This window comes from Paenibacillus sp. FSL H7-0737 (genome assembly GCF_000758545.1).
Taxonomy (GTDB): domain Bacteria; phylum Bacillota; class Bacilli; order Paenibacillales; family Paenibacillaceae; genus Paenibacillus_AQ.
In genome coordinates, this window is sequence record NZ_CP009279.1 from 1483210 (window position 1) to 1502736 (window position 19527).

Here is a 19527-nt window from a genome sequence, read left to right on the forward strand (position 1 = left end):
TTTTCGGTTCATTATAGTCTGTCTGTGACTAGGTATTTTTGTGATTCATATTTCTTTTTTCAGAAGGGATTATGAAACTTACTGAAGTACCTAGCCCTTCCTTGCTTTTAATTTGCAAACCCTTAGCATAGACACGTAACAAGCGTTTATGTGTATTAAGAAATCCAATCCCTCTTGTTACATTAGACTGACTGCTCAGCAGTTGCTGAAGTTGCTCGGAAGTCATACCTTTACCATTATCAGCGATTGTAATCTCGATGTCATCAGCTAGTTCTTTGATGGATATTGAAAGCGTACCTCCTTTGGAGCGGCTTAATATACCATGCCTAACGGCATTTTCAACGAGTGGCTGAATGGTCAAGGGAGGTAACTGAAAATGTAGATTTTCTGTTAACTCCCAGTTGATGGTCATCCTGTCCTCAAAGCGCTCTTTCTCTATGTACAGATAGGCACGGACAAGCTCAAGCTCGTGTTCAATCGGTATCATCGGCTCAGCGTTCAAGAAGTTAAAGCTTAAGCGTAAATAAGAGCTAAAGGCATCAATAAGGTGACCCATACGCTGTGTATCAAAAGATGCCAGAGCAGATATAGAATTTAATGTGTTGAATAAAAAATGTGGTTGTATTTGCGCTTGAAGATATGCTGCTTCCAGACGAAGCCGTTCATTTACGGACTGTTTTAAGTCTGTTAAGGAACGTACCCGTCCTCTTAGCTCCATAGCGTTCATGGGTTTCATTACATAGTCGTTCGCGCCCGAAACAAATCCGGTGTAGATATCTTCCGGCTGGCTACGTGCGGTCAGAAGTAGAATAGGAAGCTCAGCTATAGTAAAACGTTCACGAATTCTCTGTGTTAATTCATAGCCGGACATCTGGGGCATCATTACATCTGTAATGATTAAATCCCATTGATCAGTATCCAGTTTTATTAAAGCATCAATTCCACTGGTTACCGTAACCATTTCATAGTCTTTGATGGACAGTACGCTAGTAAGGATTTTCAGATTAACCGGGTCATCGTCAACAGCCAAAATCTTAGGTCTTCTTCCATCCGTTGAAGTAGCAGATGTAGTGTTAAATTCGGATAGACTAATATGAGATAGTTTGTCCGTGTATTCAGTCACTGTTGAGAATTCTAAATTGAATTTTTGAATGTTTGAATCGGATAGAGGCATAGTAAAAGTAAAAGTAGAGCCTTTGCCAAGTGAAGATTTTACGCTAATCTCTCCACCGTGAAGTTCAACTAACTGTTTACAAATACTTAAGCCCAATCCAATTCCACCACTTATTGCTGTCACGCTTGAGTCACCCTGTTCATAGGGTTGGAAGGCTCTAAGCTGTGTTTCCTCGTTCATTCCAATGCCAGTATCCGTAATATGGATGCGCGCCACACCCTTATGAATATTCGCATGGACCCTAACTGAGCCTACACTCGTATATTTCACAGCATTTTGAAGCAGATTGAACAAAATCTGAATGAGTCTTTTCTCATCTGCCACAATAGAAGGAAACGAGTCGGGAATCTCCGAGATTAGTGTAATGTGCTTACCTTCCGTTAGGAACTTGAGCATATCGAGTACGCCAACAGCTACGGATTGAATGGGAACATTTCTTAACTGTAATTGAATGTTGCTTTCACGAAGCTGTGATTGATCTAGAAGATCGTTTATCAGTAAAGACATACGTCTTCCGACGGTAATTAGCAGTTCTAGATTACTTGCGTTCTGATGCATTAAAGAGTCTCTCTCACTGTCTAAGACGGTCTCAGCAATATTAATGATGCTATGTAGGGGGTTTTTCAGCTCGTGAGAGGTATTAGCTAGGAAATCATCCTTTTGCGTAACGGTTCTTTGCAGGCTTTTTGCCAGATTTTCAGTCTGTTTAGTATTCCAGAAATAGCGCTTAAACCCAAAAGTCGCAAAGCATAAAAAGGCAATAATCAGGTCGAAAGGATAATAGGTAACGTCAACCAGATCGAAATTTTTGAACAATCCCCAATGATTGCTGTTAATGATGGCTAGGATAGATAGCAATAGAAAAATAGAGCCATCGTTGTTTTTAAGCGCAGATTTCAGAAAGAGAACTACAACTTCTAATGATAGAACGAATATATTGATGAAAAAAAGAAGCGTATATGATTCGTAATAGTGGACAACGGGACCGAGCAGTATGAAAAGGATATGTACCAAGGATAAGCTGGTCAGGATCCGAACGCTTTTAATTTTTAAATTATGGAACATTAGTTGCTTGCTTGTCAGTAAGATGAATATAAAAGCCATAATATTAGATATGATTAATAGTTTTAAGCTCCATTGGTAGTTTAAGGGAAGCATATGCAGCAAAAGCTTGTCATCATCAATAAGTACTGTAGTTATAGCGGAAATTACCAACAGAAAAAAATAGATCAACATCTTTTGCCGTGGACCAATGGTATATAATATTGCTGCATAGACTGCATGAAGTAGAAGTACTACACATAATAACAGTTGAAGGCCTATGGAAACGATCCGCTGATGTGTTAAGGTTTTTTCGTTACCAAATAAAATGGGTTTAAAAATACCACCTGTATGAGCTAAAGAGTAGTTGGCTACATGAATCACAATTTCAATCTCAGTCTTATCCGTTGTAAAAGTTACGGAGTAAGGTAATACACGAGCAACATAGTCTTCTTTATTGGCAGATGGAGAACCTGAATTTCCCAGTAGTTCACCATTGATATATATTTCCGAAGAAGTCCGAACCCCGGATATGAGTATGCCATAAGACTGCTTTTCGTTTTTATCTACAAGAATCCGTAACCGATAGGAGCCGTAGCCTAAAGCAGACTTTTCGCCATTATGAATGGCATCGTTCCACTGATCCGGGACTTGTATATATTTTTTAGGGGGAGCTTTGTTTAGAGATTCTTTATTGAAAGTGGGAAGCAGCGTATTAGGATAGAACTCCCATTGGCCTTTTAAGGTAAGGAGCTTGTCTTGATTTAAGTCTTTATTCCGTAAATCGAGAACTCCTTTGACTAATTGTGGTTGTATGGCATGAGGCGATGCCCAAACCCATAGGAAGCGAAATCCAGTAAGTATAGTAAGAAATAGCACGATAATTAGAAAGAGTTTTCGTTTAGTCATAGTAATTAAACATTATTCGACAAAAAACAATATATTCCTTTCACAAAAATATTTCAAAAATTTTAAAAAAAGTTACGGCAAAGTTGCAGGGGATTAGAATTGGCTGGCGTCTAACGTTATGTAGGTGAAGGAGGGGAGAAAGCTGGAAGAGAAGGAATGGATTTCTGCTGTGCTGAACGGTGAGCATCAGGCCTTTGGGCATTTGGTGACACGTTATCAAGGCATGGTATACAGAGTGTGCGTCAAGATTACTGGAGAAGCCGAATCGGCCAAAGATATGGCCCAAGAGGTTTTTATAAAAGCATACAAAGCGCTCCCCTCCTTCAGAGGACAATCTACCTTCTCGACATGGCTTTATCGGATAGCCTATCGAACCTGTCTGGACTGGAAACGGGCCAATGATAGGGAGTGGAGGCATCGGAGTGCGGCTGATTACACTGAGAATGATTGGGTAACATCTCAAACACCAGAGCAAGAGGTGCTAGAGCAGGAACAATCAGCTGAGCTGGGTGAGAATGTGAACAGCCTTGCGGAACCGTACCGGTCGGTCGTACAGCTGTACTATTTTCAGCGAAATTCTTATCAAGAGATAGCGGAGCAAAAAGGTGTTTCCGTTAAGACTATCGAATCGCAGCTTTATCGTGCCAGACAGATGATGCGTAGACAAAGGGAGGAATTGCGATGAATTGTGCAATAGTGAAGGAATGGATGCCACATTACATTGACGGCCTACTGTCTCCAGATATGGAGCTGAGTATCCGGTTGCACATACAATCCTGTCCTGATTGCGCGCAGTGGCTGGAGGAAGCTAAGGAAATGTCCGCTCTTTGGTCAGAAATGGAAACGGACAGTGAATATCAGCATGAACAGATGGACTTTCCAGATCTCGCAGCAGGTGTTATGGCCCATATCGAGCAGCTCGAAACAGGACGCAGAGAGCGAGCGGTTAAAGCGACAAGCGTAAGACGTCGCTATGCTCCTAGAACATCTTGGATGCATTATGCGGTGGCTGCCTGCTTGAGCTTCTTATTGTTACAGTTTGGCGTTTTTGAGAATTTGGCTTATGGGATTACTGAGATTAATGGTCATGTGTCGAATTCGGTGACCCAATGGTTTGGTGGTTTTAGAAAATAGTCATAAAGAGATTTATAAATAATAGATGGATTCAGGTAAACTGAAAAGTTTATGCTATCCAAATTTTAGGAGGATGTATTATGATTAAGAAGAGACGTTGGCTTACTTTTATGCTAGCTATGGTTCCTGGTGTAGGTCATTTGTACTTAGGTTTCAAAAAGCAGGGGCTGCAGTTTATGATCGGGGCTTCCTTATGTATTATGTTTATTCCGTCTGAGCCCATGATCTTCCCTTTTGCGCTAGCTGCACTATGGTTTTACCAATTGTTTGATGCCCTGCAGAAAGCGGCTTGGATGAAAATAACTGCAGCCGAACATGAGCGTATGATGTTCCATCCTGACAGCTTCGGAGAACCTTGGACGATGGGGATGTCCTCTATGCCGGGTTACCCACATGAAGATGTGAATCCGGCTTGGGTTGGTGTTGGATGTGTTGTTGCCGGTTTCCTTATGCTGGTGATCTCAGCATTTCCGACGCTTTGGAGAATGTTAATTGAGATTAACATTGGTACGATCTTGCTATCACTGGGTCTGATTGCGTACGGTCTGAAGATGCTAAGAAACAATACGAGAGCGTAAGAAACGGGGATTTGACTATGGGGAGATGGAAAATCGGGAGTTTTACTGCAGCTATAGGCTGCATTGCACTTGGTGTCATTATTGTGATGGCTCAGTATAATATGATCAGCTATGAAGTACTTGGTTATTTATGGCCAGCACTGTTGATCTTGTTCGGACTCGAGATGTTGCTAAGATTGTTTATCAAATCCGATGCCAAAAGTCGTGTGAGCGGTTGGGCAATCCTATTGATCATCCTGTTGGTTGGAGCAAGCAGTGCACAGAGCGTAATGGCCGGCGGCTCACTTAGCAGTTTAATCGGGAATACACATTTAACTCCACTAAGCGGCAATGTCGAAGTGAAAGACAATATTACAACGCTGAAAATCGTACTTCCAAGTGGAAAAGTAAAGGTCGAGGGAATAGATGGAAGCTCATTGGATTATGAGGGAAGCTTACTCCTACCTGGAAAATCGCAAAGTGAAGCCGAAAGTGCGTTGGAAAAGAAATGGAAAGTAAAAACTGAGGGAGATACACTGATTATGGAGCTTGATACAGATCATAATTGGTTCTCTAATATTCAGTTTGGATTTAATACTAAAAGTCCTTATTTAAATGTAAGTGTACCTAGCAGCCTTGCTGTTGAGGTAGATACTAGTGACGGGTCAATAGAAGCCTGGGATTTAAAGTCTGGCTTAGTGGTTGATACTAGTAATGGGGTTATAAATATTCATGATGTTGCTGGCGGAGTTGAAGCAGATACCAGCAATGGCTCACTGACTGTTCAGAACATCCAAGGTGGAGCGCAGCTCAAAAGCTCTAATGGTGCGATTATATTGGATAATATAGATGGAGCGTTGACGGCAAAGAGCAGCAACGGCAAGATCACTATTAATTCAGCAGTGACTGGAAAATGGAAATGTTCGTCTAGTAACGGAAAGATTACGGTGGGGTTGCCAACTGTGTCCGATGCGAAGATTACAGCGGATACTAGCAATGGCTCACTGAAGGGGAATGTCCCTTGGGATCTAGACGGGGACAGCTTTGGCACTGCCATTCTTGGTAAAGGAACTTATACTGTGGACCTAAGTACGAGTAATGGAAGTGTAACCGTGGACACAGCTGAATAAGTACGAACAATAAAGGGAGTTAAGGCTTCAGCGATTGGTTCTGCTGAAGCCTTAGCGCCCTTTTTCAAATTATAAGAAACCTACCAAGCGTAAGCTTTAGGAGCTTCTCCGCCCGGTCCTGGGAAGATCTCATCTAAACGTTTAAGGACAGATTCATCTAGCACAATCTCAAGACTGCGCAGTGCACTCTCGAATTGCTCTAGTGTGCGTGGTCCAATAATTGGTGCGGTTACAGCAGGATTGGCTAATAACCATGCTAGTGCTACATTATCTTGTGGTTCCCCGAGCTCCATACATAAGCTTGCAAAAGCCTCAAGCTGATCTTTGTATTGCTCTACGCGCTCAGTATTTCCTCCACTGCGGCTGCCTTCTATTTTCTTAAGTGCATTGCGTCCAAGAAGACCTCCATCCAGTGGGCTCCAAGGAATAACGCCTAGTCCATGATGGAGAGAGGAGGGTAATACTTCAAGTTCAGGAAGGCGACAGGTGAGGCTGTATTTATGCTGCTCAGAAATCAAACCTAAAAAGCCACGTGCCTTCGCTTCTTGTTGGGCTACAGCGATATCCCATCCCGCAAAGTTACTGGAGCCGACATAACCAATCTTTCCTTGGTTTACAGCAAGCTCGAAAGCCCCCCACAGCTCGTCCCAAGAGACACTACGGTCAACATGATGCATCTGGTACAATTCAATATGATCGGTCTGGAGACGCTGCAGAGACCCCTCTAGATGGCGGCGTATAATATAAGATGATAGTCCACCCTCATCATTAGGGCCATCGAGCTTATCGCTCATTGCACCGTATACCTTGGTAGCTAACACGACCTTTTCACGTCGCCCACCACCTTGCTTAAACCAACGACCAATAATCGTTTCTGTTAAACCGGAATTCTCACCCCAACCATAAATGTTAGCGGTATCAAAAAAATTAACACCTGCGTCGAGTGCAGCGTCCATAATACGGAAGGCTTCTTGTTCATCTGTTTGTGGGCCAAAGTTCATTGTTCCGAGACATAGCCGACTGACCTTCATACCGGATTTGCCAAGCTTAGCATATTGCACTTCGCATTCACTCCTTAGGTAGATGATTTCAACTTAATTGTAAACATCTTCAGAAATAAGAGCAAATATGAAGCGGCAATTTGGATAAGTTGTCTTATCTCATTGAATTATAGGCTATGCCTATCAACTCAATAGAATCTATATCTTTGTCCTTTACGACTGGGTATGATACAACAATATAAAGAAGAACTATGTCTGTTAGAGCAGACCACTTGAGGAGTGACTGAGATGAGTGAGGTTAAAAAAATCGCCGTAATCGCAGGGGACGGTATTGGACCTGAAGTAGTAGCTGAAGCAGAAAAAGTATTGAAAGCAACGGAAGAAGTATTTGGTTATGCTTTTAAAACGGAGCACGCTCTTTTTGGAGGCATTGCAATAGACGAAAGAGGTACACCGCTGCCGGAAGATACACTGGAAATCTGTCGCAGTGCTGACGCCGTATTACTGGGCGCTGTAGGCGGACCGAAGTGGGATAACAATTCTAAGGAGCTTCGTCCTGAAACCGGATTGCTTGGCATTCGCAAAGCACTTGGATTGTTCTCAAACTTACGTCCAGCAGTCGTATTCGATTGCCTTAAGGACGCTTCGACATTGAAGCCAGAAGTGCTGGAAGGTACCGATCTTATGGTCGTTCGTGAGCTGACTGGTGGGATTTATTTCGGAGATAAACTGCGTCGTCAAGGTGAACATGGTGAAGAAGCAGTGGATACCTGTGTATATAACGTAATGGAAGTGGAACGAATTGTACGTCAGGCTTTTGAGATTGCTGGCAAGCGTCGCAATAAGCTTGCAAGTGTTGATAAAGCGAATGTACTTGAAACTTCACGGTTATGGCGTGAGGTCGTAAATAAGATTGCTCCAGAATATCCTGAGGTAGAGGTTGAGCATGTACTCGTTGATAACTGCGCAATGCAGCTGCTGCGTCGTCCAGCTAGCTTTGATGTTATCGTTACCGAGAACATGTTTGGTGACATTCTGAGCGACGAGGCTGCGATGTTGACAGGCTCTATTGGTATGCTTGCTTCCGCTTCGATGGGCGATGGTAACTACGGTCTCTACGAGCCCGTTCACGGCTCCGCACCTGATATTGCCGGACAAGGACTTGCGAACCCGATTGCAACAATCCTGTCCTTAGCACTAATGTACCGTTTAACCTTTGGTTATGAGGATGCGGCTGCTGCGATAGAGGCTGCAGTAGCTGAAGTATTGGATGCAGGACACCGTACAAGTGATATCGCCGTAGATAAGAGCAAAGCGATCAGTACATCTGAAATGGGCGACCTGATTGTTGCAGCTATCCGCAAAGCATAATATAATCTAATTTCTAATTACGATTATAGGGGAATTTGTCTAAGATTGACTTTGATTTTGTACGATGATACCATTTGATATGTAGACAAGATGTAAATTATTCCAGCATATCACGACAAGAAATGGTTGGTTTCTTACATAATCAAAGGAGGATTTTGGCAATGGCTGAACGTTTAGTAGGTAGACCAGCTCCAGATTTTACTATGCAAACCGTATCAGGTGATGGTAAGGATTTTGGTAAAGTAAGTCTGTCCGACTATCGTGGCAAATGGCTGGTATTCTTCTTTTATCCTCTGGACTTCACTTTTGTATGTCCGACTGAAATCACAGCTCTCAGTGAAGCGGCTGCGCAGTTCGAAGCGCTTGATACAGAAATTCTCGGCGCAAGTGTTGATTCGATCCACAGCCACAAAGCATGGATCAATACACCTAAGGATTCGAATGGTCTTGGCCGTTTGAATTTCCCGCTTGCTGCTGATATTACTAAACAAGTTGCTAAAGACTACGGCATTCTGATTGAAGAAGAAGGAATTGCATTGCGTGGATTGTTCATCATTGATCCTGAAGGTGAATTGAAATATCAGGTCGTTAATCACAATGATGTAGGTCGCAGCGTAGAAGAAACACTTCGTGTCCTGCAAGCCCTGCAATCTGGTGGCTTATGCCCAATGAACTGGAAACCAGGTGACAGAAACCTTTAAATGTTGTTCTGCTATTATCTGATCTTTGATATTCTGATTTCGACCTCCTTGCAGAAGTTTTTTCTGTAAGGAGGTTTTTTGCACCAAAAAAGGCTTAAATAAAAAATGGATTTGAAAATAGGCGTGAAAAGTTATATTATGTCCTCGAGTGGAGGAATCTCCATTGGGGTAATGTAATACAATAATAAAAACTCAGATGGGTTAGTTATTCTAAGGAGGGTGAACAAATATGAGCTTTTGCTGTGGAGCGAGTATGGTAGGAACAAAGGGAACCCTTAAACATTATCGCACGCAAGTCCATAATGTTCCCCTGCTTTTTTGTCCGGTATGTCATCGTGTAGAGGTTCACTATAAGGTCGAAAACGAGTATGAGATCTTGGCGGAATACGCACATGGAGACGGTGTTACTGATGTGGATTTTCAGGACTATGTCATGGAAGACGAAACTGCAATATTCGAGAACGTCATTAACATCGAGAGTGAAGAGCCTCTAGCTATTGTGCGGAGTCAGATCGATATGGCGCTTGACCTGCTTGCTGTAGCCAAACAGATTGAGGATACGAAGTGGGAACGGGAATTGAAGAAAAGATTAGCTGTGATGAGTCAAAGACGCCTTCGTCTGCAACAGAAAGCGTAAGATTATTTACAATTTGGGTCTGACCCATTTCTTTATCAAGGCCTTCGCAACCGCGAGGGCCTTTAGCTTTTTCTATTTTCTTTTAAAAGAGTTTAAATCATTTGAACGAACTAATAGTGATAAATATAATTTGATGTGATATTTTATATGTCTTTGGAATCATTTTATGAATTTTTTTATCATTCGACAGTTTCTCTGATTGCGTTGTCTACTTCACTTGGATATGATTGGAATATAATTGAACCGGTTGGAAAAAGTGCAACGATTACCGAATGTTCTGGCGGCTTCGTCATATACTCAAATACATAGTAATTTGATGTCGCTTTAGCGTCTTCGTCAAATGCAGTAAAAGGGGGAACTTCGTATCGTGATTAGCCAATATCAAGAAAGTCTTCTATTACCGGGAAGAACCTATCAGTCAGGGCCTGTGGATACTACATACGAGGATGTACTAGAGAATATTGACAGCGGAATCATGCTTTTTGATGAAGAGGGAGTTATAAGTTTTGTAAATAAGCAAATGTACGGGATGCTAGAATTAACCCGTCACTCCCTTGTCGGCTGTACAATATCACACTTATTATCTAACGTTAGACTAAGCCGCTTTAAGAAAAAGCAAGTACTGCAAAGCTATAGAGAGATGGTATACAAAGGAAAATCAAATTATGAATTTTTAGACGAGTATGGCCGTTACTGGAAGGTTACATTATGCTGTGGAGAGCAAATGAAGGGTTGTTATTTGTTTACAGTTAAAGAAATCTCCGATTATAAGTTGATTGAGCAAACGGCTTACCAGAACGATAGTTTGGCTATGCTAGGTAAATTATCTGCATCTATTGCACATGAAATCCGGAATCCATTAACTGCAATTCGTGGATTTATTCAATTGCTTCACCCGCATCTACAGCAGCTTGGGAAGCAGGAATACGGCAAGATAATCTTGGCGGAGATCGATCGTGCGAACGATATCATTCATGAATTCCTTACTTCCTCCAAGCCGTCAGTTCCTCAAGTGGGGATGATTCCTGTGTCAGCTTTACTCAAGGAAGTAGTGCTGCTTACAGAGAGCGAAGCCCTGATGAAAGGTTGCCAGATCAATCTACATCCTTTTCAGGAGGGAGATATGATGATTTCTGGAGATGTAAAACAAATGAAACAGGTAGTCCTTAACCTGATTAGAAACGCTATGGAGGCCGTTACGGATAGAGCAGATGGTCTAATGGGTATAATAGAGGTTGGAGCCCACAGAGAGGGTTCTGAGGTCCGTATGTTCATCTCTGATAACGGAAAGGGAATGGATATCCGTACACTGGACAGGTTATTTAGTCCATTTTTTACAACTAAGGAGAATGGGACAGGGCTAGGGCTTTCCGTGAGTGACAGAATCATCAAAAATCATGGCGGATGCATTTCTGTCAGTAGTAGAGTTAATGAAGGTACTCATTTTGTAATCTCATTGCCATTAATTCATTAATCCATTAGTACATTCGATTAGAATATAAAGTGTTTAAGAGGCTGATCCCTGCGGATAATACAGATGCAGAGATCAGCCTTGCTTATGTTACAATGGGGGTTGGTTTTGGGAGACAAATGGAGGTAGACACAATGAATATAGAATTTAATAGTGGCAGTGCCATTAATGAAATACAGGGTGATGCCCTTATTCTTATCATCTCTGAGTCGGAAGCCCAACATGGCGGCCTCTCAGAGAGGTGGAATGACAGAATTCGATTATTAGGAAGGTCAGGTCTCTTTAGTGGGAAGCTGAATCAGACTTATGTACTGCCATTAGATTATCCATCTGGTTGTCCTGTAGCTATTTTAGTTGGAAAAGGGGATCAATTACTTAGTACTGAAGACCTACGTCAAATGGCGGTTCAGATAGCACGTGCAGCACTTCGATTGAAGGCAATACAGCTAGTGTTTCAGTTGCCTGAAGGTGTTCAGGAGCTAACAGAAGATAAGGATATCGTATCTATTGCCTATACGTTGTCTGAGGGGTTGTCACTTGGTTCCTATCGTCGTCCCACCTATAAGCAGGAGGAATCTCAATATACAGGTCCAAAATCGGTTATTTTTATTATCGAGAAGAAGCCAGCGGATACTTTCGAGCGTGACTGGAATCTGGGCATGCAGAGAGGGCTGGCTTTTGGTGAGGCTACGAATATGGCACGGAACTTGACGAATATGCCCGGCAATCTGCTGACTCCATCTGACCTAGCTATGGCCGCTATAGAAGTTGCTGAGCGTTATGGATTTCCTTCCGAAGTGCTGGATGAACGGGAAATTGAGCAAAAAGGAATGGGCGGATTGCTCGCAGTCGGAAAAGGAAGTGTAAACCCTCCGCGAATGATCGTCATCCGTTACCAGGGAACGGGGCACTGGGATAATGTAGTGGGGCTGGTCGGTAAAGGGATTACTTTTGATACGGGGGGGATTTCCTTAAAAAGAGCCCCAGGCATGGAAGAGTTAATCAGTGATATGGGAGGCGCAGCGGCTGTGCTTGGAGTCATGGAGGCATTAGGCCGATTACGTCCACGAATTAATGTCGTAATGGTCATTCCATCCGCTGAGAATATGCCATCTGCTAATGCCTTTAAACCCGGGGATATCATTACATCAATGAGCGGAAGAACCATAGAAATATTGAATACCGATGCAGAAGGGAGACTTGTACTTGGGGATGCGCTGACCTATGCCCGGGAATGGGGAGCAAAACGTGTTATTGATGTCGCTACGCTGACAGGTGCAGTGTTGTCGACATTAGGAGATATAGCTACAGGTGCTGTTACTAACAACGAGGAATTTATGGAGCAGTTTCTGACAGCAGCTAATGTTTCGGGTGAAAAAATATGGCAGCTTCCGGCTTACCCGGAATTCCGCGAAATGCTAAAGAGCGAAGTGGCCGATATCCGTAACACCGCAGGTAGGTTCGGGGGAGCCACTACCGCTGGGTTATTTGTAGGTGAGTTTGCGGAAGGTCTGCCATGGATACACCTAGATATTGCTGGAACCGCATTTCTTTCTAAAGAACGTGGAGTTAATCCTAGAGGCGGTACAGGAGTCATGGTTCGCACATTGGTTCAGTGGTTGCTCAGCGAAAGCGAATGATTAGCTCTTCATAATCAACAAAAAGAAACCTCGCCCTAGGACAATGGATGGAAGACCGACCATTCCCTAAGGCGAGGTTTCTTTGCTTTTGTAAGAATGCTGAAGATTAATTATTGCCACTGGATTTTTTAGCCTTTGATTGAGAAGTAAAGGATTGAATACTGTTCATTATTTTATCGCGAGTTCCCTTATTCTTCAGTAAATAGGCTACGCCCAATGCGGCAGTTGTGAAAAATGTTTTTTTTGTGTTCATAGTGATTACCTCCTTAGGTATGGTCTGTAGTTGCTTATAACAAACATACCCGAAAGCAATGCAAGCTAAACTATGAACCCTTTCATATAACGGTTAGGCAAGCCTACTTCTTCTTATTAACAGGTGTTGAGCAGCAGGAGAGGGGAGAATCTAAAGACGCTGCAGAACAGGTCTTGCCCTTATCACAGCCAGCGCAAGCGCCTTGCTTGCCCTTTTGCACATGTCGATAGATGATCCAGCCTGAATAACCGAAGATCAGAGTGACGATTAGAACATTTACCATTACGGTGCCCCACTTTCATTAAGAGAATCAACGAATTACAAGTTCTACGACCAGCCTAATAATCGCCCACCTTGGAAAATAACAAAAGATACGATATATGCCAGAGCAAGAGAATAGCCAATAGAGAAGAAAGTCCATTTCCAAGAGGCTGTTTCTTTTTTGATAACCCCTACAGTGGCCAGACAAGGAATATATAACAGGATAAAGGCCATAAAGCTGATTGCACTCAGCGGTGTAAAGACTTGTGAAATTTGATTCTCTAATCCAGCGGTATCTGGTGCGTGATAGATGATATTCATCGTAGACACTACAACCTCTTTCGCTAAAAATCCTGGGACCAAGGTAGAGCCGGCCTGCCACGTTCCGAAACCAAGCGGTTCCAGTAGTGGTGCAATCATGCCTCCGAATTTAGCTAGATAGCTATGATCCATTTCTACATCAAATCCGCCAGGACCAGCATAAGACATGAACCAAATAATGGCTGATCCAGCTAGAATAATCGTTCCCGCTTTACGAAGGAACCCTTTGCCCTTCTCCCAAGTGCTGCGCGATAAGGTTTTGATCTGCGGCATACGGTAAGGAGGAAGTTCGATGATGAAGACGGAGGATTCATTCTTGAATAAGTATTTAGAGAATACCTTACAAAGAATTAGGGCAAACACAATCCCCATAACATACATAGAGAGAACGGCAAACGCTTGTTGCTCAGGGAAGAATACAACTGCGAATAATGCATAAACAGGTAATCTTGCAGAACAAGACATCAGCGGCATTAACAGTGTTGTCAGCATGCGATCTTTGGGCTGTTCGATGCTTCGCGCCGCCATAATGGCCGGTACATTGCAACCAAAACCAATGATAAATGGAATGAATGCTTTTCCGTTCAGTCCCATTCGTTCCATGGTGCTGTCCATCAACAAGCAGACCCTTGCCATGTATCCGGAATCCTCTAGGAAGGAAATGATCAGAAAGAGAATAAAGATTTGCGGAACAAAGACCAGTACGCCTCCTACACCGCCGATGATGCCATCCACAATCAATGCATGCGTGAAGCCTGAAGCTCCAATGGTCTGAAGCAGTGAGTTCGTTCCATCACTAATAGGGCCGGATATCAGGCCATCTACGATATCCGATAGGGGGCCGCCAACCCAGTCAAATGTTGTCTTAAAGAGAGCATACATAAAGAAAATAAATAAGGGCAGTCCCCAAAATCGATGAGTCAATACCGAATCTAATCTTTCGGTTAAGTTATGGGGCTTCTGAGCTGTCGTATCAAGGACTTCGACACAAATATTGCGAATATACTCCATACGGTTCGAGCGAATCCATTGCGGGAGTGTCAGGGCGAGTTTTTTGATTTGTAGCTCACTCTGACAAGACTCACAGATATTTAGCAGTCCCGTAACATCTATACGCGACTTCAGAAACTGAAGTATAACCGGATTCTGCTCCAATAGCTGTAGAGCGACCCAACGGTGATTGGGCAGATCTTTTATAGAACGTAATTCCTTTTCTATAGAAGATATCGCTCGCTCGACGACCTCACCATAATTCAGCTTGAACTTTACAGCAGGAATAGCTGACGATTCCTCGAGGATGCTGAGCATCTGTACGCTGCCTTTACCGGTTCTTGCTATAAGTGGGAGGACGGTGACACCCAATCTTGATTGTAAAATGGTTTGATTAATATGAATACCACGCGCATTAGCGACATCAATCATATTAAGACCGAGTACAGTAGGCTTGCCATACTCAAGTAGTTGAAGCGTGAGCAGCAGATTACGTTCCAGCTGGGATGCATCCACGATATTGATTAATGCTTCAGGGGATTCTTCTATCAGATATTGGGCTGCGACCCCTTCATCACGGGAGAGTGGGTGCAGAGAATAGATCCCGGGCAAATCAATGAGCTTGCCTGCCCCGTTCTTCAGATTTCCGATCTTTTTCTCAACCGTAACGCCTGACCAGTTCCCTACATATTCGTATGAAGTCGTTAATGTATTGAAGAGAGAGGTCTTACCTGTATTGGGATTGCCCACAAGAGCTATAGAACTCAAGATACGTTCACCTCAATCAGAGAAGCTTCTTTGCGGCGTATGGCGAACAGCTGGCCGTTACATTCTAGCGTAATCGGTCCCCAAAAAGGTCCCTTTCCTTTAAGACGGATGTTCACACCCTCTGACACTCCGAGATCAGCAAGACGACGGCGTAGAACGGGGTTCATTCCTTCTATTTTATGAATATTTCCAGCAGTGCCAGGTTGTAATTGCAGTAAGGAACAGCAGGTAGAAGTAGCTATTGTAATCCCTCCAAAAGAGATTGAGAATCAATCTCAACTGTTTTCTTGTAATGTAGCATTTTTAAGTGTTTGTATACTGTGACATTTGTCCCTGACCTACTGTGGTAATTACTTTAAAGTGCTAAAGGCGAAATACCTTTACAATTTATTCTTCATTAAAGTATGATTGAACGATATAAATTGCATAGTAAAGCTATGCTAGAGGTTATAATGATTGCAATAGCACATACGATGATTGCAGGAATTGAAGGGAGATAATTATGAAGACTAATCAATGTAAAATTGTTGACTGCACCATTCGCGATGGGGGGCTCGTTAACAACTGGGATTTCAGCGTGGAATTTGTGCAAAATTTGTATGCCGGCTTGAATGAGGCTGGTGTTGACTATATGGAAATCGGTTATAAAAACTCCCCTAAACTGCTCAAAGGAGCAGAAGGTGCTGGACCATGGCGTTTTCTGAACGATGACTTCTTACGTAAAGTTATCCCGCAAAAGGGACATACGAAGCTTTCCGCTTTGGTTGATATCGGTCGTGTGGATGAGAATGATATTTTACCTCGCAGCGAAAGTATGCTGGATCTGATTCGGGTAGCTTGTTATAGCAAAGATGTGGAGAAAGCCTTACAGCTGGTACAAACCTTCCATGATCTAGGCTATGAGACAACGATCAATATTATGGCTTTGTCGAATGTAATGGAGAATGAATTATTAGAAGCTTTCGAAATGATTCGTGAGAGTGTAGTTGATGTGGTATACATTGTGGATTCATACGGTAGTCTAGATCACAACGATATCAATTACTTAGTTGAGAAGTTCAAAACTCATTTGCCAAACAAACGCCTGGGCGTACATACCCACAATAATCTTCAACTCGCGTTCTCCAATACGTTGATTGCTGCTGAGAAAGGTGTAGAGCTGCTGGACGCTTCCTGTTATGGAATGGGACGTGCTGCGGGGAATTGTCCTACAGAGCTGCTAGTGACCCATTTGAAGAATACACGCTACACATTGCGCCCTGTAATTGATATCATTGAACGCCTGATGATTCCTTTACGTGAAAAAGAAGAGTGGGGCTATATCATTCCTTACATGATCACTGGAACGCTTGATGAGCATCCACGTTCAGCAATGGCGCTTCGCGCATCGGCGGATAAGGATAAAGCGGTTGATTTCTATGATAAGCTTACAACACCTGAGGTTAACTTCGGAGATAAATAAACCTGTTGTTCAGAAGCACTGAACCCGTTCGTAGGGGGAAGTGCTTTTTTTTTGAATAAAAATAAAATATCTATAAGTTTCTCTGATAAATGATTCTAATATTTTTCGCTGAAATACTTACCGTTCTAATAAGAAGGCTGAAGGTATTTTTGCTTGCCTGCTAGAAGAAAATGGTTTATATTTATGCAAGATTTATGAATAATCGCTATAAAAATACGACCTCACAAAAGAAATGTAACTTTAAAGACCGATCTAGCCGATATTTATACATAGGACAAGACTATACATAGTTGCTTAATAATCGACATCATTTTCAGACGCGAGGGATCTATGAGACAAGAAGAGAAAAAGACAATTCAAGCGGCTATTGTAGGAGCCTTACTGTTCCTATTCATTCAAATTTTCCATACATCGTTAAACCGATTGGACAATTGGGATATTATTTCTGCACTCTATCTCATTGTCGGCTGTTGTACTGTTGCTTTTGGATTTGCGATATTTGCACAGGGCTGGTTGTTCTTCTCTAGCAGATTATCTAAAGGAAGATTATATGTCGCAGCTCTTTTTGGTGGAATATGTATTATTGATTTCTTGCATACACTCGGCTTTGTAGCATTTCCATTGATTTCATCGTTTATAACCCCTGAGGAATCAAGGTGGCTGCTTACCTTTTCACGACTATCCAGCGGTCTGGGTATATTGTTTATTTTTAGTAGAGAAGATAAACCAGTGACCGTTACCGAAAAAAGAAATGTATTCAGAATCGCCTTCATGTTGATCGTGCTCTTCATCGCATTATTTGTATTTATCCACTCAGCAGTGCCTGAGTTATTTACTAAGCCTTGGATGAGTACACTTAAACAATTCGTTGATCTGGCAGTACTTTTTGTTTATTTAGCAGGTGTGGCTGTCATCGTATTTCCTGGGAATAATGAAAAGTCAGCCTCGCTGCTTGTTATTATTCGGGCACTTATCTTTTTCTCGCTAGGCCAGGCTTTTTTTATGACTCCCATAAGCGGCGGAAATATTGATGATCTCTTTGGGATGTTATGTAGCGGAATTGCTTATTACCAGTTGCTTACCGGCGTGTATCGCCTGACAATTGAAGAGCCATTTTACGAGAAACAGTTGGCCGAAGAACGGATCAATTATTTGGCGTATCATGATGATTTAACAGGACTTCCTAATAGACGTCGGCTGACACAGCGTGTAGAAGAAATGATTGATGCTGGAGAGACGAACACAAATGATCAATTCTCGGCTTTGGCCATTATGAATATTAATCATTTTAAGAATATAAATGACTCTCTGGGTCATTATGCCGGAGACCTTTTATTGAAATTGGTGTCTGAGCGTCTCAGTAATGAGGCTAGATCCGGTGAAGAGCTGTATAGCATGGGAGCGGATGAGTTTGCTTTTCTAATGACAGAAAGAGCAAGTCTTGGAGAATGCTTGGCACGAGCTACAGAGTTGCTCAGATTATTTGAAGCACCCGTTAATATAGAATCTGGCGAGTACCATATCTCACTCAGCTTGGGGATGAGTATTTATCCTGGTGACGGGGAAACTGCTGAACATCTCATTCAAAATGCGGATACTGCTGTTCATAATGCGAAGGAGCAGGGCGTGGAGATTCGTCGTTATATCCCAGCCATGCAGATGAAGGCAAAGGAACGCCTGAAGCTGGAAAATGACCTTCGAAGAGCGCTTGAGCGTGATGAGTTCTATCTCTTATATCAGCCAAAGGTGCAGCTGGAGACAGAAGAGATTGTAGGTATGGAAGCTTTATTGCGCTGGAATCATCCTAAGCGTGGTATTGTCTCACCTAATGAGTTTATTCCATTAGCTGAGGATAGCGGGCTAATTGTTCCAATTGGGGAATGGGTACTGAAGATGGCGTGCCAGCAAAATAAACAGTGGCAGCTAGCAGGCTACCAGCCGATATGCGTCTCTATCAACTTATCTATGCGTCAATTCCTTCAGCCGAACCTGGCTGGTAAAATTCATACCATTCTGACCGATATTGGTTTGGATCCATGTTATGTTGATCTTGAAATTACAGAGAGTATGACCTTGGATAAAGAAACGGCTTTTGATCAGCTGAAGCGCTTGAAAGAGCTAGGTGTGTTCATTAGCATCGATGATTTTGGTACAGGTTATAGCTCATTGCACTATTTGAAGGATATGCCGATCGACAGGCTAAAGATTGACAGATCGTTTGTCTCCGAGGTTATGGAGGACAGTAATAATGCGGCAATAGTCTCCACGATTACTTCTATGGCGCATCATTTGAAGCTTAAGGTTACCGCAGAAGGGGTGGAGAACAAAGAGCAGCTGCAGTTTTTGCGTGAGCAGCATTGCCATGAAGCTCAAGGGTTTTTGTTCAGTAAACCTATTCAAGCAGCTGAATTTGAGACCTCATTTTTGAAAAAGGCTCCCCTCGGCGCTTCCTTGTAAAATATAAGAAAGTATAAGTTTCACACCATACTCTATGTCTTATATTTCGCATAAAAAAATGTTGATTTTTATTTATGGGAGTGATACAATATCTCTTGTACTCACTTTCCAATGCGGGTGTAGTTCAATGGTAGAACTTCAGCCTTCCAAGCTGATAGCGTGGGTTCGATTCCCATCACCCGCTCCATAATTTAAACTTCCAAATCCTTGCGATGCAAGGATTTTTTTATGTTTTGGTTGATGGTTTTG

The 19527-nt window shown here is 42.6% G+C and carries 17 protein-coding genes and 1 tRNA gene; 12 read left to right on the forward strand and 6 right to left on the reverse strand.

What is annotated here, in order from left to right; all coding sequences use genetic code 11:
- Positions 1-28: 28 nt before the first annotated feature.
- Positions 29-3124: a hybrid sensor histidine kinase/response regulator gene (locus H70737_RS06530; RefSeq protein ID WP_042185731.1), complete on the reverse strand. Its 3096-nt coding sequence runs from the start codon at positions 3122-3124 to the stop codon at positions 29-31.
- 124 nt (positions 3125-3248) lie between these two features.
- Between H70737_RS06530 and H70737_RS06535 the strand changes: the two genes are divergently transcribed.
- The 4 genes from H70737_RS06535 (at position 3249) to H70737_RS06550 (ending at position 5945) form a co-directional block, all read left to right on the forward strand.
- Positions 3249-3809, forward strand: a complete 561-nt coding sequence (locus tag H70737_RS06535) for an RNA polymerase sigma factor (protein WP_042185733.1) — start codon at positions 3249-3251, stop codon at positions 3807-3809.
- A complete protein-coding gene (locus H70737_RS06540) occupies positions 3806-4258 on the forward strand; it encodes an anti-sigma factor family protein (protein ID WP_042125121.1) in 453 nt (150 codons plus the stop codon). Before H70737_RS06535 ends, H70737_RS06540 begins: the two co-directional genes overlap by 4 nt.
- Positions 4259-4338: 80 nt before the next feature.
- Positions 4339-4836: a hypothetical protein gene (locus tag H70737_RS06545; RefSeq protein ID WP_042185734.1), complete on the forward strand. Its 498-nt coding sequence runs from the start codon at positions 4339-4341 to the stop codon at positions 4834-4836.
- Positions 4837-4853: 17 nt separating this feature from the next.
- Positions 4854-5945, forward strand: coding sequence for a LiaI-LiaF-like domain-containing protein (locus H70737_RS06550; RefSeq protein WP_042185736.1), 1092 nt, complete (start codon positions 4854-4856; stop codon positions 5943-5945).
- 80 nt (positions 5946-6025) lie between these two features.
- On the opposite strand, the gene H70737_RS06555 is transcribed toward H70737_RS06550, so the two are convergent.
- The gene (locus H70737_RS06555) at positions 6026-7006 is read right to left on the reverse strand and encodes an aldo/keto reductase (protein ID WP_042185738.1); all 981 of its coding nucleotides are present in this window, start codon (positions 7004-7006) and stop codon (positions 6026-6028) included.
- A 228-nt stretch (positions 7007-7234) separates the two neighbouring features.
- Between H70737_RS06555 and leuB the strand changes: the two genes are divergently transcribed.
- The 5 genes from leuB (at position 7235) to H70737_RS06580 (ending at position 12766) form a co-directional block, all read left to right on the forward strand.
- On the forward strand, positions 7235-8317 hold the full coding sequence (leuB, locus tag H70737_RS06560) for a 3-isopropylmalate dehydrogenase (protein WP_042185740.1): 1083 nt from the start codon (positions 7235-7237) through the stop codon (positions 8315-8317).
- Between the two features lie 161 nt (positions 8318-8478).
- Entirely contained in the window at positions 8479-9018 is a 540-nt protein-coding gene (locus H70737_RS06565) for a peroxiredoxin (RefSeq protein WP_042125130.1), read from the forward strand.
- A gap of 229 nt (positions 9019-9247) precedes the next feature.
- Entirely contained in the window at positions 9248-9655 is a 408-nt protein-coding gene (locus H70737_RS06570; RefSeq protein WP_042125131.1) for a hypothetical protein, read from the forward strand.
- Between the two features lie 367 nt (positions 9656-10022).
- Positions 10023-11129 carry an ATP-binding protein gene (locus tag H70737_RS06575; protein WP_042185742.1) on the forward strand — a complete coding sequence of 369 codons (1107 nt, stop codon included), beginning with the start codon at positions 10023-10025 and terminating at the stop codon, positions 11127-11129.
- A gap of 131 nt (positions 11130-11260) precedes the next feature.
- Complete coding sequence (locus tag H70737_RS06580) at positions 11261-12766, forward strand: leucyl aminopeptidase (RefSeq protein WP_156113064.1); 1506 nt, start codon at positions 11261-11263, stop codon at positions 12764-12766.
- A gap of 106 nt (positions 12767-12872) precedes the next feature.
- Here H70737_RS06580 and H70737_RS30970 read toward each other — a convergent pair whose 3' ends face one another.
- The 4 genes from H70737_RS30970 to H70737_RS31630 form a co-directional block, all read right to left on the reverse strand.
- On the reverse strand, positions 12873-13019 hold the full coding sequence (locus H70737_RS30970; protein WP_197071269.1) for a hypothetical protein: 147 nt from the start codon (positions 13017-13019) through the stop codon (positions 12873-12875).
- A gap of 103 nt (positions 13020-13122) precedes the next feature.
- Complete coding sequence (locus H70737_RS30155) at positions 13123-13302, reverse strand: FeoB-associated Cys-rich membrane protein (RefSeq protein WP_076298228.1); 180 nt, start codon at positions 13300-13302, stop codon at positions 13123-13125.
- Between the two features lie 44 nt (positions 13303-13346).
- Positions 13347-15359, reverse strand: coding sequence for a ferrous iron transport protein B (gene feoB, locus H70737_RS06585; protein ID WP_042185744.1), 2013 nt, complete (start codon positions 15357-15359; stop codon positions 13347-13349).
- Positions 15356-15526, reverse strand: a complete 171-nt coding sequence (locus H70737_RS31630; protein WP_231573393.1) for a FeoA family protein — start codon at positions 15524-15526, stop codon at positions 15356-15358. The genes feoB and H70737_RS31630 overlap by 4 nt, the downstream gene beginning before the upstream one ends.
- A 335-nt stretch (positions 15527-15861) precedes the next feature.
- On the opposite strand from H70737_RS31630, the gene H70737_RS06590 reads away from it, so the two are divergent.
- The 3 genes from H70737_RS06590 to H70737_RS06600 all read left to right on the forward strand — a co-directional run bounded on the left by H70737_RS06590 (position 15862) and on the right by H70737_RS06600 (position 19465).
- Positions 15862-16821, forward strand: a complete 960-nt coding sequence (locus H70737_RS06590) for an aldolase catalytic domain-containing protein (RefSeq protein WP_170880320.1) — start codon at positions 15862-15864, stop codon at positions 16819-16821.
- Between the two features lie 330 nt (positions 16822-17151).
- A complete protein-coding gene (locus H70737_RS06595) occupies positions 17152-19278 on the forward strand; it encodes a putative bifunctional diguanylate cyclase/phosphodiesterase (RefSeq protein WP_042185746.1) in 2127 nt (708 codons plus the stop codon).
- A 113-nt stretch (positions 19279-19391) separates the two neighbouring features.
- A tRNA-Gly gene (locus H70737_RS06600) sits at positions 19392-19465 on the forward strand.
- Positions 19466-19527 lie beyond the last annotated feature (62 nt).

Excerpts from the sequence above, each read along its gene's own strand:
- H70737_RS06580 (WP_156113064.1), top strand. The coding sequence starts at position 11,261 with ATGAATATAGAATTTAATAGTGGCAGTGCCATTAATGAAATACAGGGT.
- H70737_RS06590 (WP_170880320.1), top strand. The coding sequence starts at position 15,862 with ATGAAGACTAATCAATGTAAAATTGTTGACTGCACCATTCGCGATGGG.
- H70737_RS06530 (WP_042185731.1), bottom strand. The coding sequence starts at position 3,124 with ATGACTAAACGAAAACTCTTTCTAATTATCGTGCTATTTCTTACTATA.
- H70737_RS06570 (WP_042125131.1), top strand. The coding sequence starts at position 9,248 with ATGAGCTTTTGCTGTGGAGCGAGTATGGTAGGAACAAAGGGAACCCTT.
- H70737_RS06550 (WP_042185736.1), top strand. The coding sequence starts at position 4,854 with ATGGGGAGATGGAAAATCGGGAGTTTTACTGCAGCTATAGGCTGCATT.
- H70737_RS06565 (WP_042125130.1), top strand. The coding sequence starts at position 8,479 with ATGGCTGAACGTTTAGTAGGTAGACCAGCTCCAGATTTTACTATGCAA.
- H70737_RS06595 (WP_042185746.1), top strand. The coding sequence starts at position 17,152 with ATGAGACAAGAAGAGAAAAAGACAATTCAAGCGGCTATTGTAGGAGCC.
- H70737_RS31630 (WP_231573393.1), bottom strand. The coding sequence starts at position 15,526 with ATGAACCCCGTTCTACGCCGTCGTCTTGCTGATCTCGGAGTGTCAGAG.
- H70737_RS06540 (WP_042125121.1), top strand. The coding sequence starts at position 3,806 with ATGAATTGTGCAATAGTGAAGGAATGGATGCCACATTACATTGACGGC.
- H70737_RS30970 (WP_197071269.1), bottom strand. The coding sequence starts at position 13,019 with ATGAACACAAAAAAAACATTTTTCACAACTGCCGCATTGGGCGTAGCC.
- leuB (WP_042185740.1), top strand. The coding sequence starts at position 7,235 with ATGAGTGAGGTTAAAAAAATCGCCGTAATCGCAGGGGACGGTATTGGA.
- H70737_RS30155 (WP_076298228.1), bottom strand. The coding sequence starts at position 13,302 with ATGGTAAATGTTCTAATCGTCACTCTGATCTTCGGTTATTCAGGCTGG.
- H70737_RS06545 (WP_042185734.1), top strand. The coding sequence starts at position 4,339 with ATGATTAAGAAGAGACGTTGGCTTACTTTTATGCTAGCTATGGTTCCT.